Origin of the sequence: Polynucleobacter sp. AP-Jannik-300A-C4 (genome assembly GCF_018688335.1) — a bacterium.
GTDB lineage: Bacteria > Pseudomonadota > Gammaproteobacteria > Burkholderiales > Burkholderiaceae > Polynucleobacter.
In genome coordinates this window covers 1,488,823-1,508,119 of record NZ_CP061316.1, presented here as the reverse complement: position 1 = coordinate 1,508,119, position 19,297 = coordinate 1,488,823, and the positions used below count along the sequence as shown (strand labels likewise).

Here is a 19,297-nt window from a genome sequence, read left to right as displayed (position 1 = left end):
CTATGCGCTTTAAACCTACCGGTTACACCCCTTTCATGCTCATGGCGCAAACCTGCGCGCTGCTTGGTTTTGCTTGCTACGCTGTCGTGTTAACAACATTGCAAGACGAATGGCATCTCAGTAATTTGCAGTCTGGTTTAATTGCGAGCACTTTTTTCTTTGGCTATATGCTGATGGTGCCGTTGGCAACAGCTCTGACGGATCGTGTCGATGCAAAAAAAGTCTATCTTGTAGGTGGTCTTTTGGCTACAAGTGGATTGCTTGGCATGGGCATCCTTGCTGAAAACTTTTGGACTGCCCTGATCTTTATGGCGATTAATGGGGCTGGTTTAGCGGGTACCTATATGCCTGGCTTAAAGATTCTTTCTGATCGTATTAAGACCGGAGAATTGAGTCGTCATATTGCTTTCTATACGGCTTTCTTTGGCATTGGTACTGGCTTTTCATATCTTTGCTCTGGCTGGATCTTGGATGGTTTGGGCTGGCGCTATGTTTTTGGAATAATCGCCTTAGGCCCATTTACCGCATTATTGATTGTGCTGATATTTATTCCTGCGCTGACTCATGAAAAATGGCATGGCCCAATTCATATTCGATTGCACGACATTTTTCCAGTGGACAAATGGCGTTTAGTTTTGCAAGATAAAACAGCTTCAGGCTTCATTTTTGGTTACACCGTACATTCGATCGAACTATTTGCTTCTCGTAGTTGGTTGGTCGCCTTTTTTGCTTTCTGTGCAATCATGACTGGCGACTCTTTTCTCTTAACCGCTACCACCCTTGCTGGCGTCATTAATTTTTTTGGTGTTCCAGCATCCATTACCGGAAATGAGATTGCCTTGAGAATAGGGCGTCAAAAATGGATTTTCATTGTCATGCTGACTAGTGCAGCATTTGGTATGGCGCTGGCTTTATCAACCGGACAATCTTGGTGGTTAATTATTGCATTGGCCACGGGGCACGCGATTTTTATTATGGCTGACTCCGCCACTTTAACTGCGGGTTTGGTGGTGAGCGCGCAAGAAAATATTAAAGGTGCTGCAATGGGTCTCCATTCTTTAATGGGCTTTGGCGGCGGCCTGTTAGGCCCGGCGATTTTTGGATTTGTGCTTGATCTAGCAGGCTCACGTAGCTCACAAATTGCTTGGGTTTCGGCATATTTCGCCATAGTGATCTGGGGTGTTCTATTTGTTCTATATGAACGACGTAATGGCTGGGTAAGCAAGTCTCTCACTCGCAATTAATAATGCACATATGAGCACTAGTATGCCAAGCAATAGCTGTTATCACTGCGGAAGTTTTATTCTTCCAGGCGACTCTTATGAGATTGAGTTGGGTGGCGTCAATAGAAAATTCTGTTGCGCTGGTTGCATGGCAATTGCGCAAACTATTCATGGCGAAGGTTTGGAAGTGTTCTATGCACGTCGTGCACAGTCAAGTGATAAGCCTGCTGCTTACCTTGCTTCAAATGAAATTCCTGACAACCTAGCTCCTTACGATGATCCTTCTTTGCTTGGTCGATACACTCGGCCCAGTGGTGAGGACGGTAATCTAGAAACCACTTTACGACTTGAGAAGATTCGCTGTGCTGCTTGTGTGTGGTTATGTGAGCAACATCTCAGGCGTATTCCTGGTGTGAAAGATGTGCAGATTAACTATGTAAGTCAAAAGGTCAAGGCAGAGTTTTCACCTGGGCAAACTAGCTTAGCTCGCTTATTATTTGAGGTGGAGCGTATTGGTTACGAGGCGTGGCCATTCGAGCCTTCACTGTCAATTGAAAAATCCAAGAAAGAACGTCGTCAGCTACTGACAAGACTTGGAGTTGCTTTATTGGGAATGATGCAAGTCATGATGTATGCCTGGCCAACATACGTAGGTGATAGTGATATTACCGCTGAGTATGACCTCTTACTGGGTTGGACTAGTTGGGCTCTCACTGTTCCAGTGATGGTGTATTCAGCTGGTCCGATTTTTCAGGCTGCATGGCGAAGTGTTGCCTCATTTCGTCAGACGCATATGTTGGGTATGGATGTTCCTATTGCCCTAGCTTTAGCTCTAGCATTTTCTGCTGGTACCGTGAATCTTGCTACCGGTTCAGGCCAAGGATACTTTGACTCCATTACTATGTTTGTTGCCTTTATTTTGGCAGCACGTTATGTGGAGTTATTGGCTCGTCAAGATGCGCAGGGTGGGGCGGAGGCTTTAGCAAAACAATTGCCTGCTACTTGCGAGCGAGTGCCGAACTATCCAGAGTCTCAGAGGGTGGAAATTGTTCCGGTCATTAATTGCAACCCTGGTGAGGTTCTTCGTGTTCCACCTGGTGATGTGGTCCCAGCAGATGGTATTTTGATTGAGTGTGAGAGCGCTTTAGATGAGTCACTGCTGACTGGCGAATCAAAACCAATTGATAAAAAGATTGGTGATCGTGTATATGCAGGTACGCATAACATTCTGAACCCTATGCTCATGAGAATTGATGCAGTTGGTCAATCTACTCGTATCGCTGGCATTGCCTCATTACTGGATCAAGCGCTACAAGCTAAGCCCCTCATGGTCAGTCTGGCAGAAAAGTGGGCTGGATATTTTGTTGGTTTTTTATTAATTGCTGCATTTCTGTCTTCAGCCATTTGGTGGTATGTCGATCCCAGCAGAGCGTGGACAGTTTTAGTTTCGGTGCTGGTTGCCAGTTGTCCATGCGCTTTATCGCTTGCCGTTCCAACAGCCATGGCTGCAGCCCAAGGTGCCGTAACTAAGTTGGGTTTATTAATTGTGCGCGGCCATGTCCTAGAAGGCTTAGTCAAGGCTACCGACTTGGTATTGGACAAGACTGGCACCCTCACCATGGGGCAGCCAGAATTAAAAGAGGTGTTGATTGCTCGTGCAGAGTTTTCTAGAGCAGATGTGCTTAGTATTGCTGCAGCAATGGAAGCTGGTCAAAAACATCCTTTAGCACTTTCTTTATTGCGTGCAGCTGAAACTGAAAATTGCCCACTGAAAAACTTACCTGAGCCTGTAACCAATCAATTAGGTAAAGGCCTGAGCTCAGGGGTTTATAGGCTAGGAAGTGCAGCTTGGGTTGGCGCTCAACAGATTGAGCAAGAGGGGCAGTATGGCCAAGTGCATCTGGCTGATGACAAAGGATTGATTGCGAGCTTTTTATTCTTAGATACTCCAAGAGCGGGGCTCGAGAAATTGTTGGCTGCTACAAAATCGCGCAAGATCACCGTGCATTTAGTTTCTGGAGATGATCCTACAACTGTGTTGTGGTGGGCGCATCATGTTGGGATTGACCGTTTCAAGGGTGCCTGCTCACCAGAGGATAAGTATCACTACATTGAGCGCTTGCAAAAGGAAGGCCATTTTGTTTGGGCGATTGGCGATGGCATTAACGATGCACCTCTACTAGCAAAAGCAGATGTTTCGATTGCAGTTGGGGCGGGGGCGCCACTCGTTAGTGCTGGAGCAGATGCGATTTTGACGGCGAGCTCCTTAGCTCCTCTAGCTAAGTCTCTATTGCTGGCAGATAAAACCCAGATTATCATTAAAGAAAACTTGATTTGGGCTCTGTTTTACAACCTCTTGGCTATTCCAGTGGCCATGATGGGTTGGGTCAACCCTTGGATTGCAGGCATCGGCATGTCTCTATCTTCTTTGGCAGTCACATTAAATGCCTGGCGACTCAGAAAGGCCTAGACTAGAGGGATGGAAAGCCTTTTTCTCTTGATCCCCATCTCCCTGCTTGTAATCGGTCTTTTGGCCTGGATTTTCTTTTGGTCTGTGAAAGCGGGTCAGTTTGATGACCTGGAGGGGCCAGGTGAGGCGATTTTGATGGATGACGATACACCTAAATCCAAAAATGTTAGCGATCACTAGCTAAAAAATCTTTATTTATTAGCTAGTTAGGAATTACGCCTCAATACAGAAGTTTCTACGTCTCGTAAATGCAGGCATCCTTTTTGACATAGATCAAAACACCTCATGCGGCTTACTTCGATAATTGCCGAAGTCTATTTGAATTATGTCGCTGTTTGGTCACCAAAAAGGAGAAACCATGGGACTTACCGTGGGGAACAATCAAGATACCTTCAATTACAAGGTAGTCAGTCAGTTTGCCATTGTCACTGTACTTTGGGGAATTGTGGGCATGCTCGTGGGGGTTATCCTCGCTGCGCAGCTCATTTGGCCTGATATCACACTCAATATCCCTTGGTTAAGCTATGGTCGTTTACGTCCGTTGCATACCAATGCGGTGATTTTTGCCTTTGGTGGCTCGGCATTATTTGCGACTTCCTACTACATCGTGCAGCGTACTAGTCAAGCAAGACTCTTTTGTGACAAATTAGCGGCGTTTACGTTTTGGGGTTGGCAACTGGTAATCGTTTTAGCTGCAATCACTTTGCCGCTGGGTTACTCCACTTCTAAAGAGTACGCTGAATTAGAGTGGCCAATTGATGTGCTCATTACCCTGGTTTGGGTTGCCTATGCAGTGGTGTTCTTCGGCACCATCATGAAGCGTAAGACGAAACATATTTATGTATCGAACTGGTTCTTCGGTGCGTACATCTTGACTATTGCTATTTTGCATATCTTCAATAACCTTGAGATGCCAGCAACATTGTGGAAATCCTATTCTGCTTATGCTGGTGTACAAGATGCGATGGTGCAGTGGTGGTATGGTCACAATGCGGTTGGCTTCTTCTTGACCACAAGCTTCTTGGGCATGATGTATTACTTCATTCCTAAGCAAGCTGATCGCCCGATCTATTCCTATCGCTTATCGATTGTTCACTTCTGGGCTTTGAACTTTACTTATATGTGGGCAGGTCCACATCACTTGCAACACACTTCATTACCTGACTGGACTCAATCTTTAGGTACTGTGTTCTCATTGATTTTGTTGGCACCTTCTTGGGGCGGCATGATCAACGGCATTATGACTTTGTCAGGTGCTTGGTACAAATTGCGTCAAGATCCTATTCTGAAATTCTTAGTAGTGGCACTTTCTTTCTACGGTATGTCTACCTTTGAAGGTTCAATGATGTCTATTAAGACTGTGAATAGCTTATCCCATTACACAGACTGGACTATTGGTCACGTGCACTCAGGCGCCTTAGGTTGGGTGGCGATGATCACGATCGGCTCGCTGTACTACTTGATTCCACGTTTGGTAGGGCAGAAAGAAATGTATAACGTGCGTTGGATTGAACTGCACTTCTGGATTGCTACGATTGGTGTTGTTCTCTACATCGCTGCAATGTGGATTGCTGGTGTTATGCAAGGTCTCATGTGGAGAGCATTCGAAGCCGATGGTACTTTGACTTACAGCTTTGTTGAGTCAGTAAAAGCAACCTATCCTTTCTATGTCATTCGACTAATGGGTGGCCTGTGCTATCTCAGCGGTATGTTCTTGATGGCTTATAACGTCTTCAAAACAGTCCAAGGTAAAACTTTTGTCAATGCGCCGATTCCAATGGCCGTTGCTGAACACTAAAAGGAGAAGAAAATGTCTAGCGAAAATAAATTCTTTTCCCACGGAACGCTTGAGAAGAATGTTGGCTGGTTAATTATTGCTACGATTTTGGTAGTATCGATTGCTGGTTTGGTGCAGATTGTGCCTTTATTCTTCCAGCACACCACTACTGAACCTAGTCCTGGTATTGAGCCATACACCGCCTTACGTTTAGCCGGTAGAGATGTATACCAACGCGAAGGTTGTGTTGGTTGCCACTCTCAGCAGATTCGTACCTTGCGCTCTGAAGTAGAGCGTTATGGTCCTTACTCTTTAGCTGGCGAATCTGTTTATGACCATCCATTCTTGTGGGGTAGCAAACGTACTGGCCCAGATCTAGCCCGTGTTGGTGCTCGTTACTCCGATGATTGGCATCGCATTCATTTGCGCAATCCACGCGATGTAGTGCCAGAGTCCAATATGCCTGGCTATCCATGGTTAGCAAAAAATGCTGCTGAAACTTCATCGATTCAAGACCATATGCTTGCAATGCGCCGTTTAGGCATTCCATACACAGATGAAATGATTGCTAATGCTCCTAAAGAGCTAGAAGGTAAAACGGAGGAGGATGCCTTGATTGCTTATCTCCAAGGTTTAGGCATCTCACGTCGTTACATCACCGTAGACGAAGTAGTAGCAAAGTAAGCGCGAATATTAATTAACACTATTTAAATTAAATGGAAAAGATCGCCCCCTATCTCTCCGCATTTTCAACAGTCATTGGATTGGTTGTTTTTATTGGGATTGTTTGGTGGGCTTGGTCTCCAGGTAGAAAGAAGGCTAATGAAGAATCTGCCGAACTTCCATTTGATCTTCCGGATGAATTTAGCAAGGACAAATCATGAGTGACTTTTTTAGTGGTGCTTGGAGTGATTACATTGCACTCGTTTCATTGGTTGGTATTGTTTGGTGTATCTGGCTACTCGCTTCGCAGCGTAAAGCTAAAGTTATCCATACGGCTGATGGCGCAGTAGCAGATACTGGTCACGTATGGGATGGTAATTTACGTGAGTTGAATAACCCACTCCCACGCTGGTGGGCATGGATGTATTTAATTTTCTGTATCTTTGCTCTGGTATACCTGGTCTTGTTTCCTGGTCTAGGATCTTTCCCTGGTGTTCTCGGCTATACAACCGATGGCGCATTGATGAGTTCGATGACAGATGCGAATGAAGAGTTAAAGCCTGTCTATGCGAAATATGTTCAGATGGATATCGAGCAGGTAGCTGCAGATCCAAAGGCTCGTGAAATGGGTCAGCGCTTATTTTTAAATTCTTGTGCGCAGTGCCATGGTTCTGATGCTGGTGGCGCAAAAGGCTTCCCGAATTTGACTGATGGCGACTGGTTATATGGCGGTTCACCAGAAAATATTAAGACCACATTGATTAATGGCCGCGCAGGTGTAATGCCTCCATTTCCACAGCTTGATAGCAAGCAAATCGTGGATGTAGCTAACTATGTACGCAGCCTTTCAGGCTTACCTGCAGACGATTTGAAAGCTGCTCGCGGCGCAGAAGTATTTAAAGCGAATTGCGTAGCCTGTCATGGAGCTGATGGCAAGGGCAATATTGTTTTAGGTGCCCCTAACTTGACTGATAAAACCTGGTTGTATGGTGGTTCAGAGGCGGCGATAGTTGAGACTCTCACTAAGGGTCGTATGGCGATGATGCCTTCTCAAGATAAGGTATTGAGCCCAGAAAAAATCCATCTCTTGACTGCTTATGTCTGGGGTTTATCTAATAATAAGACTGCAGCAGCTAAGTAATCAGTGACAAATAATTCGCCGGTTGGGAAGCCTATTCCTATAGATGTAATCGAGGAATCTCTTTATGAGGTCCGGCGAAAGATTTACCCGCGTTCTGTAAGCGGACTATTTGCCCGCTGGCGTTTCATACTGGTATTTGCTACCCAATTACTCTTTTATGGTCTTCCGTGGATTGATTGGAACGGCCGACAAGCGGTTCTTTTTGACTTAATTCAGCGTAAGTTTTATATCTTCGGCATTGTCTTATGGCCGCAGGATGTGATTTACCTTACGCTCTTGCTGATCCTCTCTGCGCTCGCTCTTTTTCTGTTTACGGCAATTGCAGGGCGATTATTTTGTGGCTATGCCTGCCCACAAACGGTCTACACCGAGATCTTTATGTGGATCGAACGCAAAGTGGAGGGCGATCGTTTTGCACGGATTCGTTTGGATGGCGAAGAGTGGCCTTGGAGCTTGCGTAAGTGGCGCCTCAAAATCACTAAGCATTTTTTATGGTTACTCATTGCATTTTGGACGGGCTTTACCTTCATTGGTTATTTCACCCCCATTACTACTCTGGGCTCAGCCTTAATTCATCTCTCATTAGGCCCTTGGCAAACATTCTGGCTCTGTTTCTATAGCTTTGCAACTTGGGGTAACGCTGGCTTTATGCGTGAGCAAGTTTGTAAATATATGTGTCCATATGCTCGCTTCCAAAGCGTGATGGTGGATAAAGATACTTTCCTGGTGACTTACGATAAAGTGCGTGGCGAGCCAAGAGGAAGTCGCAGTAAATCAGCTGACCATTCTTCCTTAGGTCTTGGCGATTGCGTGGATTGCAGTATTTGCGTTCAAGTTTGCCCGACGGGAATTGATATTCGTGACGGCTTGCAGTATATGTGTATTGGCTGTGGCGCCTGTATTGATGCTTGCGATCAGGTCATGGAGAAAGTCGACTATCCAAAAGGACTCATTCGCTACACCACTGAACGGGCTATTGAAGATAGGGAGTCAAATCAAAGTGCGATTAAGCACATCTTGCGACCCCGTGTCTTGATTTACACTGCATTGCTTACAGTTTTAACGAGCATCTTCTTGATTTCTCTTGTAACTAGAAATCCATTGCGTGTTGATGTTATGCGGGATCGTGGTGCTTTAGCGCGTGAAGTAGATGGGGTACGCATAGAAAATATTTATCGTATTCAGATCATGAATGCCTCTGAAAATAATATGAACGTGCAAGTTAAGGCCACTGGTTTGGAAGATTTAAGAATTCTGGATTCTCGTGGTCAGGTAATTACTGAGATTGAAGTGGCGCCATCCAGCAATTTATTGATGCCTATTAAAGTAAGTACCACAACAGGTGTAAATGAGCCTGGCAATTACCCCATTCACTTTGATGTAGTTGGACATGAGTTATCTGGTAGTGAGATGATTACCCGAAAACGTGATGAAAAATCGAGCTTTATTATTCCCCGCTAAGATATATAGTAGAGTAAAGAGAATATGAATATGTCTGATCAACACACTAACAAACCTTGGTTTAAGCAACTATGGCCCTGGCTCTTAATTAGTGGCCCTGCAGTTGCGGCGATTGGCTGCATTATCACCATCTATTTGGCTGTTACTCTATATGCCGACAAGCCTGTTAGAGATGGGGTAGTCAAACGTGGTTTAAAGGTTGAGCAAATTAAAGTAGAGCAGGTTGCCAAATGAAGTACCGTCTCTTCATCTGGATTATGTGGCCATCTTTTTTGGTCTCTATTCTGGCTGAAGGGCTGTTATTTAGTTTGATTCATCCATCAGAACTACTTTTTTTTGGACATCGACCAAATATTTCTGATGAAGGAATTTACACGATTGGATTTTTCATAATCTGGATTTTCTGTTCAATTTCCAGCGCTTTAACTGTCTACATTCTTCCTGGAATTTGTCCAGGCACCGCCAAAGACTCTGATCAGGGCTTGATTTAAAGTTCTTGGGCTGTAACTGGCTTGATAGGAATGCTACGTTCTGGGTTGGGTACCCCAGCTAATTCATAAAGACCATCCATATCGATCAGCTTGATATGACGTTGCTTAATTTGAATCAAACCTGATTCAGCAAAGCGTGAGAGCATGCGGCTAACAGTTTCAATTTGACTTCCCAAGTAACTACCAATTTCTACGCGACTCATACGTAAATCAAATTCATTGTTTTGATAACCACGAGCGGCAAGGCGTTGAGAAAGATTCAATAAGAATGCCGCCAAACGCTCTTCAGCACGCAAGCTACCGAGCGAAAGTAGGTGACGTTGGTCTTGCGTAAGTTCACGGCTCAGAATGCGGTGGAACTGCTTTTGTAGTACTGGAATTTGGCGTGCTAAATCCTCGAATGCTTCATAGCGAATGATGCAGACTTCGCTCTCTTCTAGGGCAATAGCTTCAGATTGATAACTACCCTCGCCAATACCATCCAGACCCAAGATCTCGCCTGGAAGATGAAAGCCGATTACTTGTTGACGTCCATCTTCGAGGCCATATTCAGTTTTGAGGGTTCCAAAGCGGACGCTGTATACCGCAGAGAGTGGGTCTCCATGACGATAGAGGCTTTCACCCTTTTGTAGGTGGACACGTTCTTTGACGAGCGTATCAATCTTGGCAATATCGCTAGGACTGATTCCGACTGGCAGACAAAACTGACCCAGTACACAGACTGAGCATTTGCTACTAGGGACATCTGAGTTGGTGTAATTCATATTGGTTCAAGTTACCAGTTCAGTTTATTCTACTCGGATAATGTGTAATTTCAATATTTCTCTACAGCACTGGATGCCTAAATGCTGACTACTAGCTTGTTGCTGGCAGTATTTTTGGGGGCTTTAGTCAGTGGATGGCATTGCGCCTTAATGTGCGGCGGTATAGCTGCGGCAATTGAGCGCCAGGGTAGCACTCAGGGGGTATGCATCCCATTGCAAAGCAAGTCTGAGCTCTTTCATCTTCAACTCATCATGCATCTTGGGCGTTTGACGACTTATGTTTTGCTAGGCGCTGTCGCGGGGTGGGTAGGCGCTGTACTGTGGCAGCAAAACGTAGTGCCTATTCAGAGACCATTGTTTGCTTTGACTTCCATGATTTTGCTAGTGATGGGCTTGCGTCTTTTGCGTCAGAGATCGAATAGCCCTCTATTGGTCGGCAAGTGGCTTGGTGCACGGATGGCTAGTTATTGGGCCAAGTATTTAGGGGGTTTCACGGGACGTTCATCCCGCTGGTTTAGTGGAATGGTATGGGGCTTAGTTCCTTGTGGTCTGGTCTATAGTGTTTTGCCGCTGGCTTTTTTGTCTGGAGATGTCTTGACGGGTGCCGCACTCATGCTGGCGTTTGGATTGGGTACCTTACCTAATCTCTTATTGATTTCTAAATTCTCAGCTGCTTTGACGCAGTTTGGTCAATATATTTGGGTGAGATATATTGCTGCAGGACTGCTACTGTCTGCGGGAATCTTTGGTCTTTATCGTGCCTGGTATTTGTCTGACGATTTACTAAAAGGCGGTTTCTGTATCAGCTAATTTGACTGACTGATTGCGGTGCTGATGCCCTGCTGCAGATCTGGTTGGATGCAATCCTGAGGCACTCTATCGCATAGACCTCCGCGTACTGCCATATCATATGGTTGATGTGCTAGACCACAAATCACAAGCTTGATAACTTTGGATTTGCACACACTCTCAAGCTCAAGCAGAGCATCCATTCCAGAAACGTCGATATAGATCACGTTCTTCATATCAAGCACCAAAGCTTTTGAAGGCAATTCCTTCTCGATATTTTCTAGAAGCTTGACCGCTCCAAAAAAGATGGCGCCATAGATTCTGAAAACAGCAATTTTCCCGTGATGTGTTTGTAGCTCTGGAAAATCAATTGCACTTGCAGCTTCATAACGAGAGAGACTTGAGATTCTATAAATGAAAGTAATGAATGCCAATAAGAGGCCTACCTGGATTGCAACGGTGAGATCCAAGATGATTGTTAGGAAAAAGACGCTCAACATTGTTAAGCGGTAGGGCATGCGGAATTGCTTGAGATCAGCAAACTTTCTCCACTCACCCATGTTCCAAGCAACAAACATAAGAATGGCAGCTAGACTGGCTAAGGGAATATTGGTTGCAAGTGGAGCTCCGAATAACACAATCACCAGCAATGTAAGGGCATGAACTATGCCAGCAATTGGTGTGCTGGCGCCACTCTGTATATTGGTAACTGTTCTTGCAATAGTTCCTGTTGCAGGCATTCCGCCAAAGAATGGGGTAACTAGATTTGCTACGCCCTGCGCCATCAGCTCCTGGTTGGAATTATGGCGATCATGAATGAGTCCATCAGCAATGCGTGCGCACAGGAGTGATTCAATGGCTCCAAGTACGGCCAGCGTGATAGCAGGTGCAATGACATACTGTGCGGTACTCCAGCTGACTGGAATCCATTCAAAGCTGGGCAGCCCCGATGGAATGCCGCCAAAACGACTGCCAATAGTATCGACCGGCAGATTAAATAAGCTCGTGATAATAGTAGCAACAGCCATCGCAATGACTGTTGCTGGGATATGACTAAGGTGGCCAAGACGTTTCTGAAAAGTTCTCCAGGTAATTAAAAGAGCCAGACTGCCCATAGATAGCATGAGAGCGACTGGATTCACTGTATCGGCAGCAGCATACAAAGCTTGGACTGCTTGAAAAAATTCTGCAGGCATCTTCGTAATTTGTAAGCCAAAAAACTCTTTAACTTGAGAGAGACCAATCAAGACGGCGATGCCATTGGTAAATCCAATAATGACAGCAACTGGAATAAAGCGAATTAAGGTTCCAAGCCGAAAGAGTCCCATCAAAAATAAGAACACTCCAGACATGGCGGTTGCCAAGAGTAAATTAGCTAGACCGTAATGCTCCACAATGCCGTAAACAATGACGATGAACGCGCCCGCAGGCCCACCAATTTGCACGCGGCTACCACCCAGTAAAGAAATGAGTCCGCCAGCAATAATTGCTGTGAAAATGCCTGCTTCTGGTTTGAGTCCACTGGCAATTGCAAAGGCCATGGCTAAAGGTAATGCAACTACACCGACTGTGATGCCCGCTAATATATCTTTACTAAACAGGGCGCCGTTATAGCCCTTAAAGGAATCGAGTAGTTTAGGGTGAAAGAGATTCATGGGGAAAAGATTTTCAAACTATCTTACTACCAAGCCAGTAGGCTAGAGCGCTAGATGCCGCTGTTACCGCTGAGCCCCATGCGATATCTACAAATGCCAGTCGCATAGGGAAATCACGGATCACAGCAAGGTTGGTGAGATCGTAAGTCATATAGCAAAAGAAGCCAAATAGGGCGCCATATTGCACTGCATATAACCACGACTGTTTTGAAATTGCTGGCAGGATGACAAAAATCGATGCACCAAGTGCATAGAATAAGTAGAAGCCAAGCCCAGCTAATAGCTTAGGCTCGCTGGCCATGAGTGAGCCCATATCATCGCGGTAGAGATTTTTGGCGATGCCAAGAAGCCAAATGAAGTCAATGATGACAAATGACAGTAGAAATGAAAAATACACCGCTAAATACTTGAGCAATTCAGTTTCCTTTTTATGCTTTTATACGAGAGTATTTAGGATTATGATGGAATGAAGGCTATCGAGGCTTAATTTAACAGGAGTTAATATGTTCAAGCACTTATTAGTACCAGTTGATGGTTCGGATGTCAGCAAAAAGGCATTAAAAAGAGTGGCTGAGCTTGCCAAGGCCGATAAGGCTGCTGTGACATTGGTTTATGTATCCGATCCAATGCCGCCGATGGTGTATTCCGATAGCACTATGGGGTATGGCATCTCTCTCAAGGACCATAAAAAGGTATGCGATACCTTTGCTGCGGATATCCTGAAAAAGTCCGCAGTTGTATTGGGCGCTGCTATTAAGGCCAATACCCTGCATATTGCTAATAGCAATCTATCCGAAGGTATTTTGGATGGGGCTAAGAAAGCCAAGGCCGATGTCATCGTGATGGCCTCTCATAAACGCACTGGTATTAAGAGTGTTCTATTGGGTAGCGAAACACATGAGGTGATTGTGCACTCCAAGTTGCCAGTATTAGTTATAGGCTGATGTTGATAGCATCAAACAAAAGGGTCCAATTGGACCCTTTTTACATTCATTTACATGCTCTAAAAATGAATTCACCCAATAAATTAATTTACTACGGGTGTTCCTAGCAAGAGAATTTCTCTAGTAAGTAAGCCGCTATCGCTATCACGCATATTCCATAAATCTAATTGTGTTTTTGAGGCATAGGGGTCGACATAGACTCCATCTTTTCTTAATTCAAAATGTAGATGAGGCCCAGTAGAGCGACCAGTTGATCCAACATAGCCAATCTCTAAACCGCGTCGGACTTCGTTGCCCACTTGCAACTCAACGTTGTAGCCGCTTAAATGCGCATAGTAGGTGCGATAGTTTCCAGGATGTTCGATGATGATGAGGTTGCCAAACGCGCCGCTATAGCCGAGATGAACTACCTTGCCTGTAGCTACGCTAAAAACTGGTGTGCCTTTTGGTGCTGAGTAGTCAATGCCCATATGTGTTCGATAGCGCTGTTTAGGGGCCGCTACAGGAGTGCCATTCTTGGGTGCTGCTGCTTTCTTACTGGATGCTCGCACACTACCGACTCCTCTGGAGATGCGTCGATAGCTTAAGGGATTGGTCCAAAACGTGCGCTCAATAGATTCACCGCTGGCGGTATAAAAACCACCCGGGATATCGTTCCTTTCAACCCAAAATGCACTTGAAAAGACTTCGCCGCTAGCTGGGTCAATAATTTCTGCTGCCCAAATTTGCGCCCAACGCTCTTTATCACCAAAGTCCACAATCAGGCGAACAACGCTGTTGGTGTTTTCAAGCGCATTATTTTCTTCTGGATAAATTTGCTTGATGACCGAGTTCAATTCCCAAACTAGTTCAACTGGTAATTTATCGCCCACTTTTTTGGGGTCATACAACACATCGCTTAGCGGTAGTTGAATCTCTGTAAAACGTTTGGATTCATCTCTTAGATAGTCTTGTTGAATCAAGAAGCTACCAGCTGCCGAGGGTGTAAAAGTCCAAATTTCTGTCTTAGCATCTTGTATGGGGCCATTCATGATGCTAAGTGATTCAAAGCGGTTACGACTTCCTAGAGCTAGAGCGTAAGGAATGCAGTCACCCCGCATTCGATCAAAAAAACCTTGAGTTTGCGATTTAAAAAAATCACTCAAGCTGGGATCGTCTAAGCCTAAATTAGCTGGGAGACTCTCTTCGTTATAGCTTCGACGAAGGCAGCCACGTTGGATACGGTAATCTAGGTTGGCTATATCTTGATTGTTAGGTGCACCCTCAATTTGTTTGAACAATTCAGGATTTAAGCTCATGCTTTTGGCAGGCTGAGTTAGGGAGCCATTCTTCACTTGAAGCCCAGCCTGCTTACTCTTTTGCACTACAGGCTTTTGCTTGACTTGAGGTGCCTTGTTGGCTTTACTATTTTGAGTCGTAGTTTGCGCTAGAGCGCTAGAGACGAGCTCCACCCCTGGCAGTTGAATAAACCCAACTAGGGCAAATCCAGTTACTTTGATTACCCTTTTTAAAAACAGGGACCACTCACAGACTTTTTTCTTCACTCATCAATTATCCAATATTGTTGCGGCAGATCAGCGCATTTGAAGCATGCTGTGCTGCAACAATATGAGTTTAATTTAGTTCCGGGGCTATTTTTAATACCTCAAATGCTGCCTTGAGACGTATTTCATAGACTTGCTTCATTTCTCTCGCTTCTTCTGGTGACCACTCTCTGAAGCCTGCGCCCTTGGACATACCCGTTTTTCCAGTGCTCACTAGATCCATGACGCAAGCAGGTGGCGCATTAATGTTGGATAGGGAAGGGTAGATTACCTCTGCGGCTAGTGCCATACCTTCCCATCCAGAGATTTCTTTTTGAGTCATTGGCCCAACTGCTGCGTAACGAAAGCCAAAACTGTAGCGCACCGCAGTATCAACATCATCTGGCGAGGCGATTCCCTCTTGCACCAGAGAGAGTGCTTCGCGCATTAAGGCATGCTGAATTCGGTTAGCCAGAAATCCTGGAATATCACGCTTGACCAATACCGGTTTTTTGCCATGGGCGCGATAGAGACTACAAATCTGCTCTGCCATTTGAGGATCTGATGTTGCACCCAGCACCACCTCCACCAAAGGAACGATATGAGTGGGCATGAAGTAATGGGTATTGAACATGCGGTAGCTTGTTGGAAGGCCTTGCGCAATATCGCTTATAGGAAAGCCTGAGCTATTACTACCAATTGGAATGCTAGGCGGTACACGCTGATCAAGCTCGCTAAACATTGCCTTTTTCAGCTCTAGGCGCTCAGAGATGGTTTCAATAATGAGATCGGTGTTCTCCCAATCTGACCAGTCTGCGATAGTGCCAGCAATGAGTTGCGCACCGCTTTCTCGCCATGCTGGATTAATAGAGTCGGCGCATTCCTCCACCTTGGAGAGACTCAGCTTTGCTTTCTCAAGATCCCTGCCCAGCAAAATCGTGTTGGCACCAAATGCCAGAAAGCCAGCAGCAATACCCACACCCATGGTGCCTGTACCTATCACAATGACTTTACTCATAACTTTCCCAAATTTGTAAATGATGCCTGTTAATTAGCGACTCATTATTCCTTATTTATGAGCCGTCATACATCTCCAATTATGGCTACAATAATTTTTTGAATACAGGAGCTCTCATGCCAATTATTGAGTCAGTATCAGTAGCTGCAGTAGCGGTGCCTCTAGATAAGGTCACCTCTTTTTCTACGCGCACAGTTTCAGAGCGTCACTATTGCTTAGTCAAGGTACGTGGCAAAGATGGCAATGAGGGTATTGGCTTTTGCTACGTTGGTAGTGCGGGCGGAGAAATTGCCAAGATTGCAGTAGAGCAATTGCTGGCCCCAAAATTGATTGGTCAAAATAGTCATCGCAGCGAAGGACTGTGGATGGATATGTATAACGAGTCTATTTTGCAAGGGCGCGCTGGCGCAGTCATGCGTGGCATTTCTATCTTGGATACCGCACTTTGGGACTTAAACGCCCGTGCCGCAAAACTACCTCTGCACCATTACTTAGGCTCAGTTGTAGATGACCGTGTGCCGGCTTATGCCAGTGGTGGCTATTATTTAGACGGCAAAACACCTGCCAAGCTGGGTAAGGAGATGGAGTCTTACGTAAAACAGGGTTTTAAGGCCGTCAAAATGAAGGTGGGGCGTCTATCCCCAAGAGAAGAAGAGGCGCGCGTTAAGGCTGCTCGTAAGGCTGTAGGCGACGATGTTTTACTGACCTTGGATGCCAACAATGCTTGGCGTGATCTGCCAACTGCCTTGGAATATATTCGTCGCTTTGAGGCTTACAACCCATACTGGATTGAGGAGCCATTTTCTCCCGATGCGATTGACCTGCATGCGGCGCTGGCACGTCAAACCAAGATCAACGTTGCTACCGGTGAGATGGAGGCTGGACGCTGGCGTTTTAGGGAGCTGATTGACGCTGGCGGTGCAGCTATTCTGCAGTCGGATGCAGCGGTGTGTGGCGGTATTACTGAGTGGCGTCGTATTTCAGCCTATGCAGATTTAAAGGGTGTGATTGTTTGTCCACATTGGATGCATGATTTGCATGCACCTTTAGTAGCCGCAACCCCCAATGCGCGTTTTGTGGAGTTCTTCTTGGATGATCAGGTCTTAAACTTCCGTAGATTGATTAATAAACAGCTGACCTTTAAGAACGGCGATTTGATTCTGCATAAGACCCCAGGCTTAGGTTTTGAGTTTGATGAAGCTGCGATTAAAAAATATGCCGGTAAAGTTGCCTGGACCAAGATTACTTAATGTAATCAGTAGCTCGTTAACAATAAAAAAATCCCGCACATGATGCGGGATTTTTTTATTGTTTGATGACGCTGAGTTTACGGCGAAATTCTTCGAAGCCTACGGTTTCTGAGCGCTTGCGTGAGGAGTACGATGCCAAATCCTGCAAAGCCTAATAAATCAGCTTCATTTGCAGGGTAGGCGAGAGCAACACCAGAAGCCACCATCACCACTCGCTCAAATATATTGGTTTTTTCGATAAACCAACCCTGTAGTCCACCTGCAAGGCAAATAACGCCCATGACTGCCGTAAAGGAGATCCATGCAATTTGACTCCAATCAGCCTGAGCTAATGCAGTGGTTGATCCCATCAATAAAAGGCTGACACCAGACTTATCTAAAACAAACATAAATGGCACCAAGATGGCGGGGGCAACATACTTCCAGGTTTGAAGTGTTGTCTTGTAAGGATTGCCTTTACAAATCGCTGCCGCCGCAAATGGCGAGAGGGCTGTTGGAGGGGAAACCTCAGAGAGCACGGCGTAGTAGAAGATGAACATATGCGCCGCAAAATCAGGTACACCTAAGTTAATCAGGGCGGGAGCGGCTATCACTGCACAAATAATGTATGACGCGGTAACTGGCACTGCAAGACCAACCACCCAAACAACTAAGCCAGTAAAAATGGCAGTTAGCAGTAGCGAACCGCCAGCATACTGAATCACAATAGCGCTAAATTTAAGTCCTAAGCCCGTTAAGGTAACTGTACCCACAATCAGACCGGCGCCAGCACAAGTAGCTGCGATTGCTAACACCCCAGTTGATCCAGCAGCAAGAGATTTTGTTAGGTTGGATTGATAAAGGCCAGACCAAAACGGCTCTTTACCTCTAAACCATGACCATGGAATGATGGCGGTGTCTTCGCGCAACATGCTTGAGAAGGCTGACACGATTGTTGCTGCAAAGACAGACATGATTGGCGAGAATCCCATCATCATGAATACAACAATTGAGATTAGCGAGAAAAAGTGGAACCAATATTTCTTGGTTAATTGCCAGGCAGTTTCAGCTGCCTTGAATTGCAGGTTCTTCATTCCATATTTACGAACATCAATCTCTACCATGACAAATAAGCCAAGGTAAAACAAGATGGTTGGTATGGTAGCCATCAGGATGACATCTAAATACGATATTTTGAGGAAGTCAGCGATCAAGAATGCTGCCGCCCCTAAAACTGGCGGAGAAATGATAGCGCCTAAACCACCTGCAGCTAATAATCCCCCGGCAGCATTTTTTTCGTAGCCAACCTTTTCTAGCATAGGCGCAGCAACGGAACCTACGGTGACGGTAGTAGCTACACCAGAACCAGATGGTCCGCCCAATAGGAATGATGACATCACAATAGTTCTGCCAACACCAGAGGATTTGCCGCCCATAGCTGCAAACGAAAAATCAATAAAGAATTTACCTGCACCAGTGAACTGCAAGAAGGCGCCAAAAATTGTGAAGAGAATAATTAGGGTTGCTGACACGTCTACTGCGGTGCCATAAATGCCTTCAAGTGTCATGTACATGTAACCTACCAAACGATCGAGATCGTAGCCTTTGTGGGTCCATGGAGCTGGAAGGTAGTTGCCGTATAAAGCGTACAAGAGGAAGAGAACGGTTACCGTGACTAGAATTAAGCCATTGGTTCTTCGGACTGCTTCGAGAATCATGAGGATTAGGCAAATCCCCACAAAAACATCAAATTGGGTTGGAAACGTATTTCTGTCAAACAAGTCATCTGCATTACTCAGCATGTAATACGCAATTAACAGCGAGCCAACTGCAAATATGACATCCCACCACATGAGTCGGTTCTTAAAGCGAGATGCAATAGGGAAACTTAAGAAAATCAAAAAGAGTACAAGAGCAACGTGAATAACGCGTAATTCTTGGGTTGGAACAATTGAGTATGCTGCATAGAGATGAAAGAGTGACATTCCCACCGCCACCAGAGTAATAAATTTTGCTAGCAATCCTTTGTAGTCATTGGAGTCACCTTCTTCTTCTTTAATGAAGGCATCTAGCTTGGCTTGAGTTTCGTTGTCTATTGCGTTTTGAGTCATGTCTCTACTTATATTTTTTTTGGGGTTGCAAAAAAAAG

At 45.3% G+C, this 19,297-nt stretch carries 19 protein-coding genes; 13 read left to right on the top strand and 6 right to left on the bottom strand.

What is annotated here, in order from left to right:
- The first annotated feature begins 2 nt into the window (after positions 1-2).
- The 10 genes from FD975_RS07930 (at position 3) to FD975_RS07885 (ending at position 9,226) form a co-directional block, all read left to right on the top strand.
- Positions 3-1,244 carry a nitrate/nitrite transporter gene (locus tag FD975_RS07930; RefSeq protein ID WP_215301688.1) on the top strand — a complete coding sequence of 414 codons (1,242 nt, stop codon included), beginning with the start codon at positions 3-5 and terminating at the stop codon, positions 1,242-1,244.
- A 10-nt stretch (positions 1,245-1,254) separates the two neighbouring features.
- Positions 1,255-3,693: a heavy metal translocating P-type ATPase gene (locus tag FD975_RS07925; RefSeq protein WP_251371178.1), complete on the top strand. Its 2,439-nt coding sequence runs from the start codon at positions 1,255-1,257 to the stop codon at positions 3,691-3,693.
- A 9-nt stretch (positions 3,694-3,702) separates the two neighbouring features.
- Positions 3,703-3,873 (top strand): cbb3-type cytochrome oxidase assembly protein CcoS, encoded by a 171-nt coding sequence (ccoS, locus tag FD975_RS07920; RefSeq protein WP_215301686.1) that lies wholly within the window; start codon positions 3,703-3,705, stop codon positions 3,871-3,873.
- A 178-nt stretch (positions 3,874-4,051) separates the two neighbouring features.
- Positions 4,052-5,491 (top strand): cytochrome-c oxidase, cbb3-type subunit I, encoded by a 1,440-nt coding sequence (ccoN, locus tag FD975_RS07915; protein ID WP_215301678.1) that lies wholly within the window; start codon positions 4,052-4,054, stop codon positions 5,489-5,491.
- A gap of 12 nt (positions 5,492-5,503) precedes the next feature.
- Positions 5,504-6,154: a cytochrome-c oxidase, cbb3-type subunit II gene (gene ccoO / locus FD975_RS07910; RefSeq protein ID WP_215301677.1), complete on the top strand. Its 651-nt coding sequence runs from the start codon at positions 5,504-5,506 to the stop codon at positions 6,152-6,154.
- Positions 6,155-6,186: 32 nt separating this feature from the next.
- Positions 6,187-6,354, top strand: coding sequence for a cbb3-type cytochrome c oxidase subunit 3 (locus FD975_RS07905; RefSeq protein ID WP_215301675.1), 168 nt, complete (start codon positions 6,187-6,189; stop codon positions 6,352-6,354).
- A complete protein-coding gene (gene ccoP, locus FD975_RS07900; RefSeq protein WP_215301674.1) occupies positions 6,351-7,274 on the top strand; it encodes a cytochrome-c oxidase, cbb3-type subunit III in 924 nt (307 codons plus the stop codon). The genes FD975_RS07905 and ccoP overlap by 4 nt, the downstream gene beginning before the upstream one ends.
- 3 nt (positions 7,275-7,277) lie before the next feature.
- The gene (ccoG, locus tag FD975_RS07895; RefSeq protein ID WP_215301672.1) at positions 7,278-8,735 is read left to right on the top strand and encodes a cytochrome c oxidase accessory protein CcoG; all 1,458 of its coding nucleotides are present in this window, start codon (positions 7,278-7,280) and stop codon (positions 8,733-8,735) included.
- Positions 8,736-8,765: 30 nt separating this feature from the next.
- Complete coding sequence (locus tag FD975_RS07890; protein ID WP_215301670.1) at positions 8,766-8,969, top strand: FixH family protein; 204 nt, start codon at positions 8,766-8,768, stop codon at positions 8,967-8,969.
- Positions 8,966-9,226: a hypothetical protein gene (locus FD975_RS07885; RefSeq protein ID WP_215301669.1), complete on the top strand. Its 261-nt coding sequence runs from the start codon at positions 8,966-8,968 to the stop codon at positions 9,224-9,226. Before FD975_RS07890 ends, FD975_RS07885 begins: the two co-directional genes overlap by 4 nt.
- On the opposite strand, the gene FD975_RS07880 is transcribed toward FD975_RS07885, so the two are convergent.
- Entirely contained in the window at positions 9,223-9,990 is a 768-nt protein-coding gene (locus tag FD975_RS07880) for a helix-turn-helix domain-containing protein (RefSeq protein ID WP_215301665.1), read from the bottom strand. The genes FD975_RS07885 and FD975_RS07880 overlap by 4 nt on opposite strands.
- Before the next feature lie 81 nt (positions 9,991-10,071).
- Between FD975_RS07880 and FD975_RS07875 the strand changes: the two genes are divergently transcribed.
- The gene (locus FD975_RS07875) at positions 10,072-10,800 is read left to right on the top strand and encodes a sulfite exporter TauE/SafE family protein (protein WP_215301663.1); all 729 of its coding nucleotides are present in this window, start codon (positions 10,072-10,074) and stop codon (positions 10,798-10,800) included.
- On the opposite strand, the gene FD975_RS07870 is transcribed toward FD975_RS07875, so the two are convergent.
- Both FD975_RS07870 and FD975_RS07865 read right to left on the bottom strand, forming a co-directional pair.
- Complete coding sequence (locus FD975_RS07870; RefSeq protein WP_215301661.1) at positions 10,797-12,434, bottom strand: SulP family inorganic anion transporter; 1,638 nt, start codon at positions 12,432-12,434, stop codon at positions 10,797-10,799. The two genes, FD975_RS07875 and FD975_RS07870, sit on opposite strands and share 4 nt — an antisense overlap.
- A gap of 13 nt (positions 12,435-12,447) precedes the next feature.
- Positions 12,448-12,849, bottom strand: coding sequence for a DUF2177 family protein (locus FD975_RS07865; protein WP_215301659.1), 402 nt, complete (start codon positions 12,847-12,849; stop codon positions 12,448-12,450).
- A gap of 88 nt (positions 12,850-12,937) precedes the next feature.
- Between FD975_RS07865 and FD975_RS07860 the strand changes: the two genes are divergently transcribed.
- Positions 12,938-13,378, top strand: coding sequence for a universal stress protein (locus FD975_RS07860; RefSeq protein ID WP_215301658.1), 441 nt, complete (start codon positions 12,938-12,940; stop codon positions 13,376-13,378).
- An 83-nt stretch (positions 13,379-13,461) separates the two neighbouring features.
- On the opposite strand, the gene FD975_RS07855 is transcribed toward FD975_RS07860, so the two are convergent.
- Together FD975_RS07855 and FD975_RS07850 are read right to left on the bottom strand one after the other, a co-directional pair.
- A complete protein-coding gene (locus FD975_RS07855) occupies positions 13,462-14,922 on the bottom strand; it encodes a M23 family metallopeptidase (protein ID WP_251371177.1) in 1,461 nt (486 codons plus the stop codon).
- Positions 14,923-14,992: 70 nt separating this feature from the next.
- The gene (locus FD975_RS07850) at positions 14,993-15,919 is read right to left on the bottom strand and encodes a 3-hydroxyacyl-CoA dehydrogenase NAD-binding domain-containing protein (RefSeq protein WP_215301656.1); all 927 of its coding nucleotides are present in this window, start codon (positions 15,917-15,919) and stop codon (positions 14,993-14,995) included.
- Between the two features lie 116 nt (positions 15,920-16,035).
- Between FD975_RS07850 and FD975_RS07845 the strand changes: the two genes are divergently transcribed.
- Positions 16,036-17,169 carry a mandelate racemase/muconate lactonizing enzyme family protein gene (locus tag FD975_RS07845; RefSeq protein WP_215301655.1) on the top strand — a complete coding sequence of 378 codons (1,134 nt, stop codon included), beginning with the start codon at positions 16,036-16,038 and terminating at the stop codon, positions 17,167-17,169.
- Positions 17,170-17,246: 77 nt separating this feature from the next.
- Here the strand turns inward: FD975_RS07845 and FD975_RS07840 are convergent, their stop codons facing one another.
- Entirely contained in the window at positions 17,247-19,259 is a 2,013-nt protein-coding gene (locus FD975_RS07840; protein WP_215301654.1) for a TRAP transporter fused permease subunit, read from the bottom strand.
- Between the last annotated feature and the right edge of the window lie 38 nt (positions 19,260-19,297).

Bases quoted from the DNA above. Each gene is read 5' to 3' on its own strand.
- FD975_RS07930 (WP_215301688.1), top strand. From the start codon at position 3: ATGCGCTTTAAACCTACCGGTTACACCCCTTTCATGCTCATGGCGCAA.
- FD975_RS07925 (WP_251371178.1), top strand. From the start codon at position 1,255: ATGAGCACTAGTATGCCAAGCAATAGCTGTTATCACTGCGGAAGTTTT.
- ccoS (WP_215301686.1), top strand. From the start codon at position 3,703: ATGGAAAGCCTTTTTCTCTTGATCCCCATCTCCCTGCTTGTAATCGGT.
- ccoN (WP_215301678.1), top strand. From the start codon at position 4,052: ATGGGACTTACCGTGGGGAACAATCAAGATACCTTCAATTACAAGGTA.
- ccoO (WP_215301677.1), top strand. From the start codon at position 5,504: ATGTCTAGCGAAAATAAATTCTTTTCCCACGGAACGCTTGAGAAGAAT.
- FD975_RS07905 (WP_215301675.1), top strand. From the start codon at position 6,187: ATGGAAAAGATCGCCCCCTATCTCTCCGCATTTTCAACAGTCATTGGA.
- ccoP (WP_215301674.1), top strand. From the start codon at position 6,351: ATGAGTGACTTTTTTAGTGGTGCTTGGAGTGATTACATTGCACTCGTT.
- FD975_RS07890 (WP_215301670.1), top strand. From the start codon at position 8,766: ATGTCTGATCAACACACTAACAAACCTTGGTTTAAGCAACTATGGCCC.
- FD975_RS07885 (WP_215301669.1), top strand. From the start codon at position 8,966: ATGAAGTACCGTCTCTTCATCTGGATTATGTGGCCATCTTTTTTGGTC.
- FD975_RS07880 (WP_215301665.1), bottom strand. From the start codon at position 9,990: ATGAATTACACCAACTCAGATGTCCCTAGTAGCAAATGCTCAGTCTGT.
- FD975_RS07875 (WP_215301663.1), top strand. From the start codon at position 10,072: ATGCTGACTACTAGCTTGTTGCTGGCAGTATTTTTGGGGGCTTTAGTC.
- FD975_RS07870 (WP_215301661.1), bottom strand. From the start codon at position 12,434: ATGAATCTCTTTCACCCTAAACTACTCGATTCCTTTAAGGGCTATAAC.
- FD975_RS07860 (WP_215301658.1), top strand. From the start codon at position 12,938: ATGTTCAAGCACTTATTAGTACCAGTTGATGGTTCGGATGTCAGCAAA.
- FD975_RS07850 (WP_215301656.1), bottom strand. From the start codon at position 15,919: ATGAGTAAAGTCATTGTGATAGGTACAGGCACCATGGGTGTGGGTATT.
- FD975_RS07845 (WP_215301655.1), top strand. From the start codon at position 16,036: ATGCCAATTATTGAGTCAGTATCAGTAGCTGCAGTAGCGGTGCCTCTA.
- FD975_RS07840 (WP_215301654.1), bottom strand. From the start codon at position 19,259: ATGACTCAAAACGCAATAGACAACGAAACTCAAGCCAAGCTAGATGCC.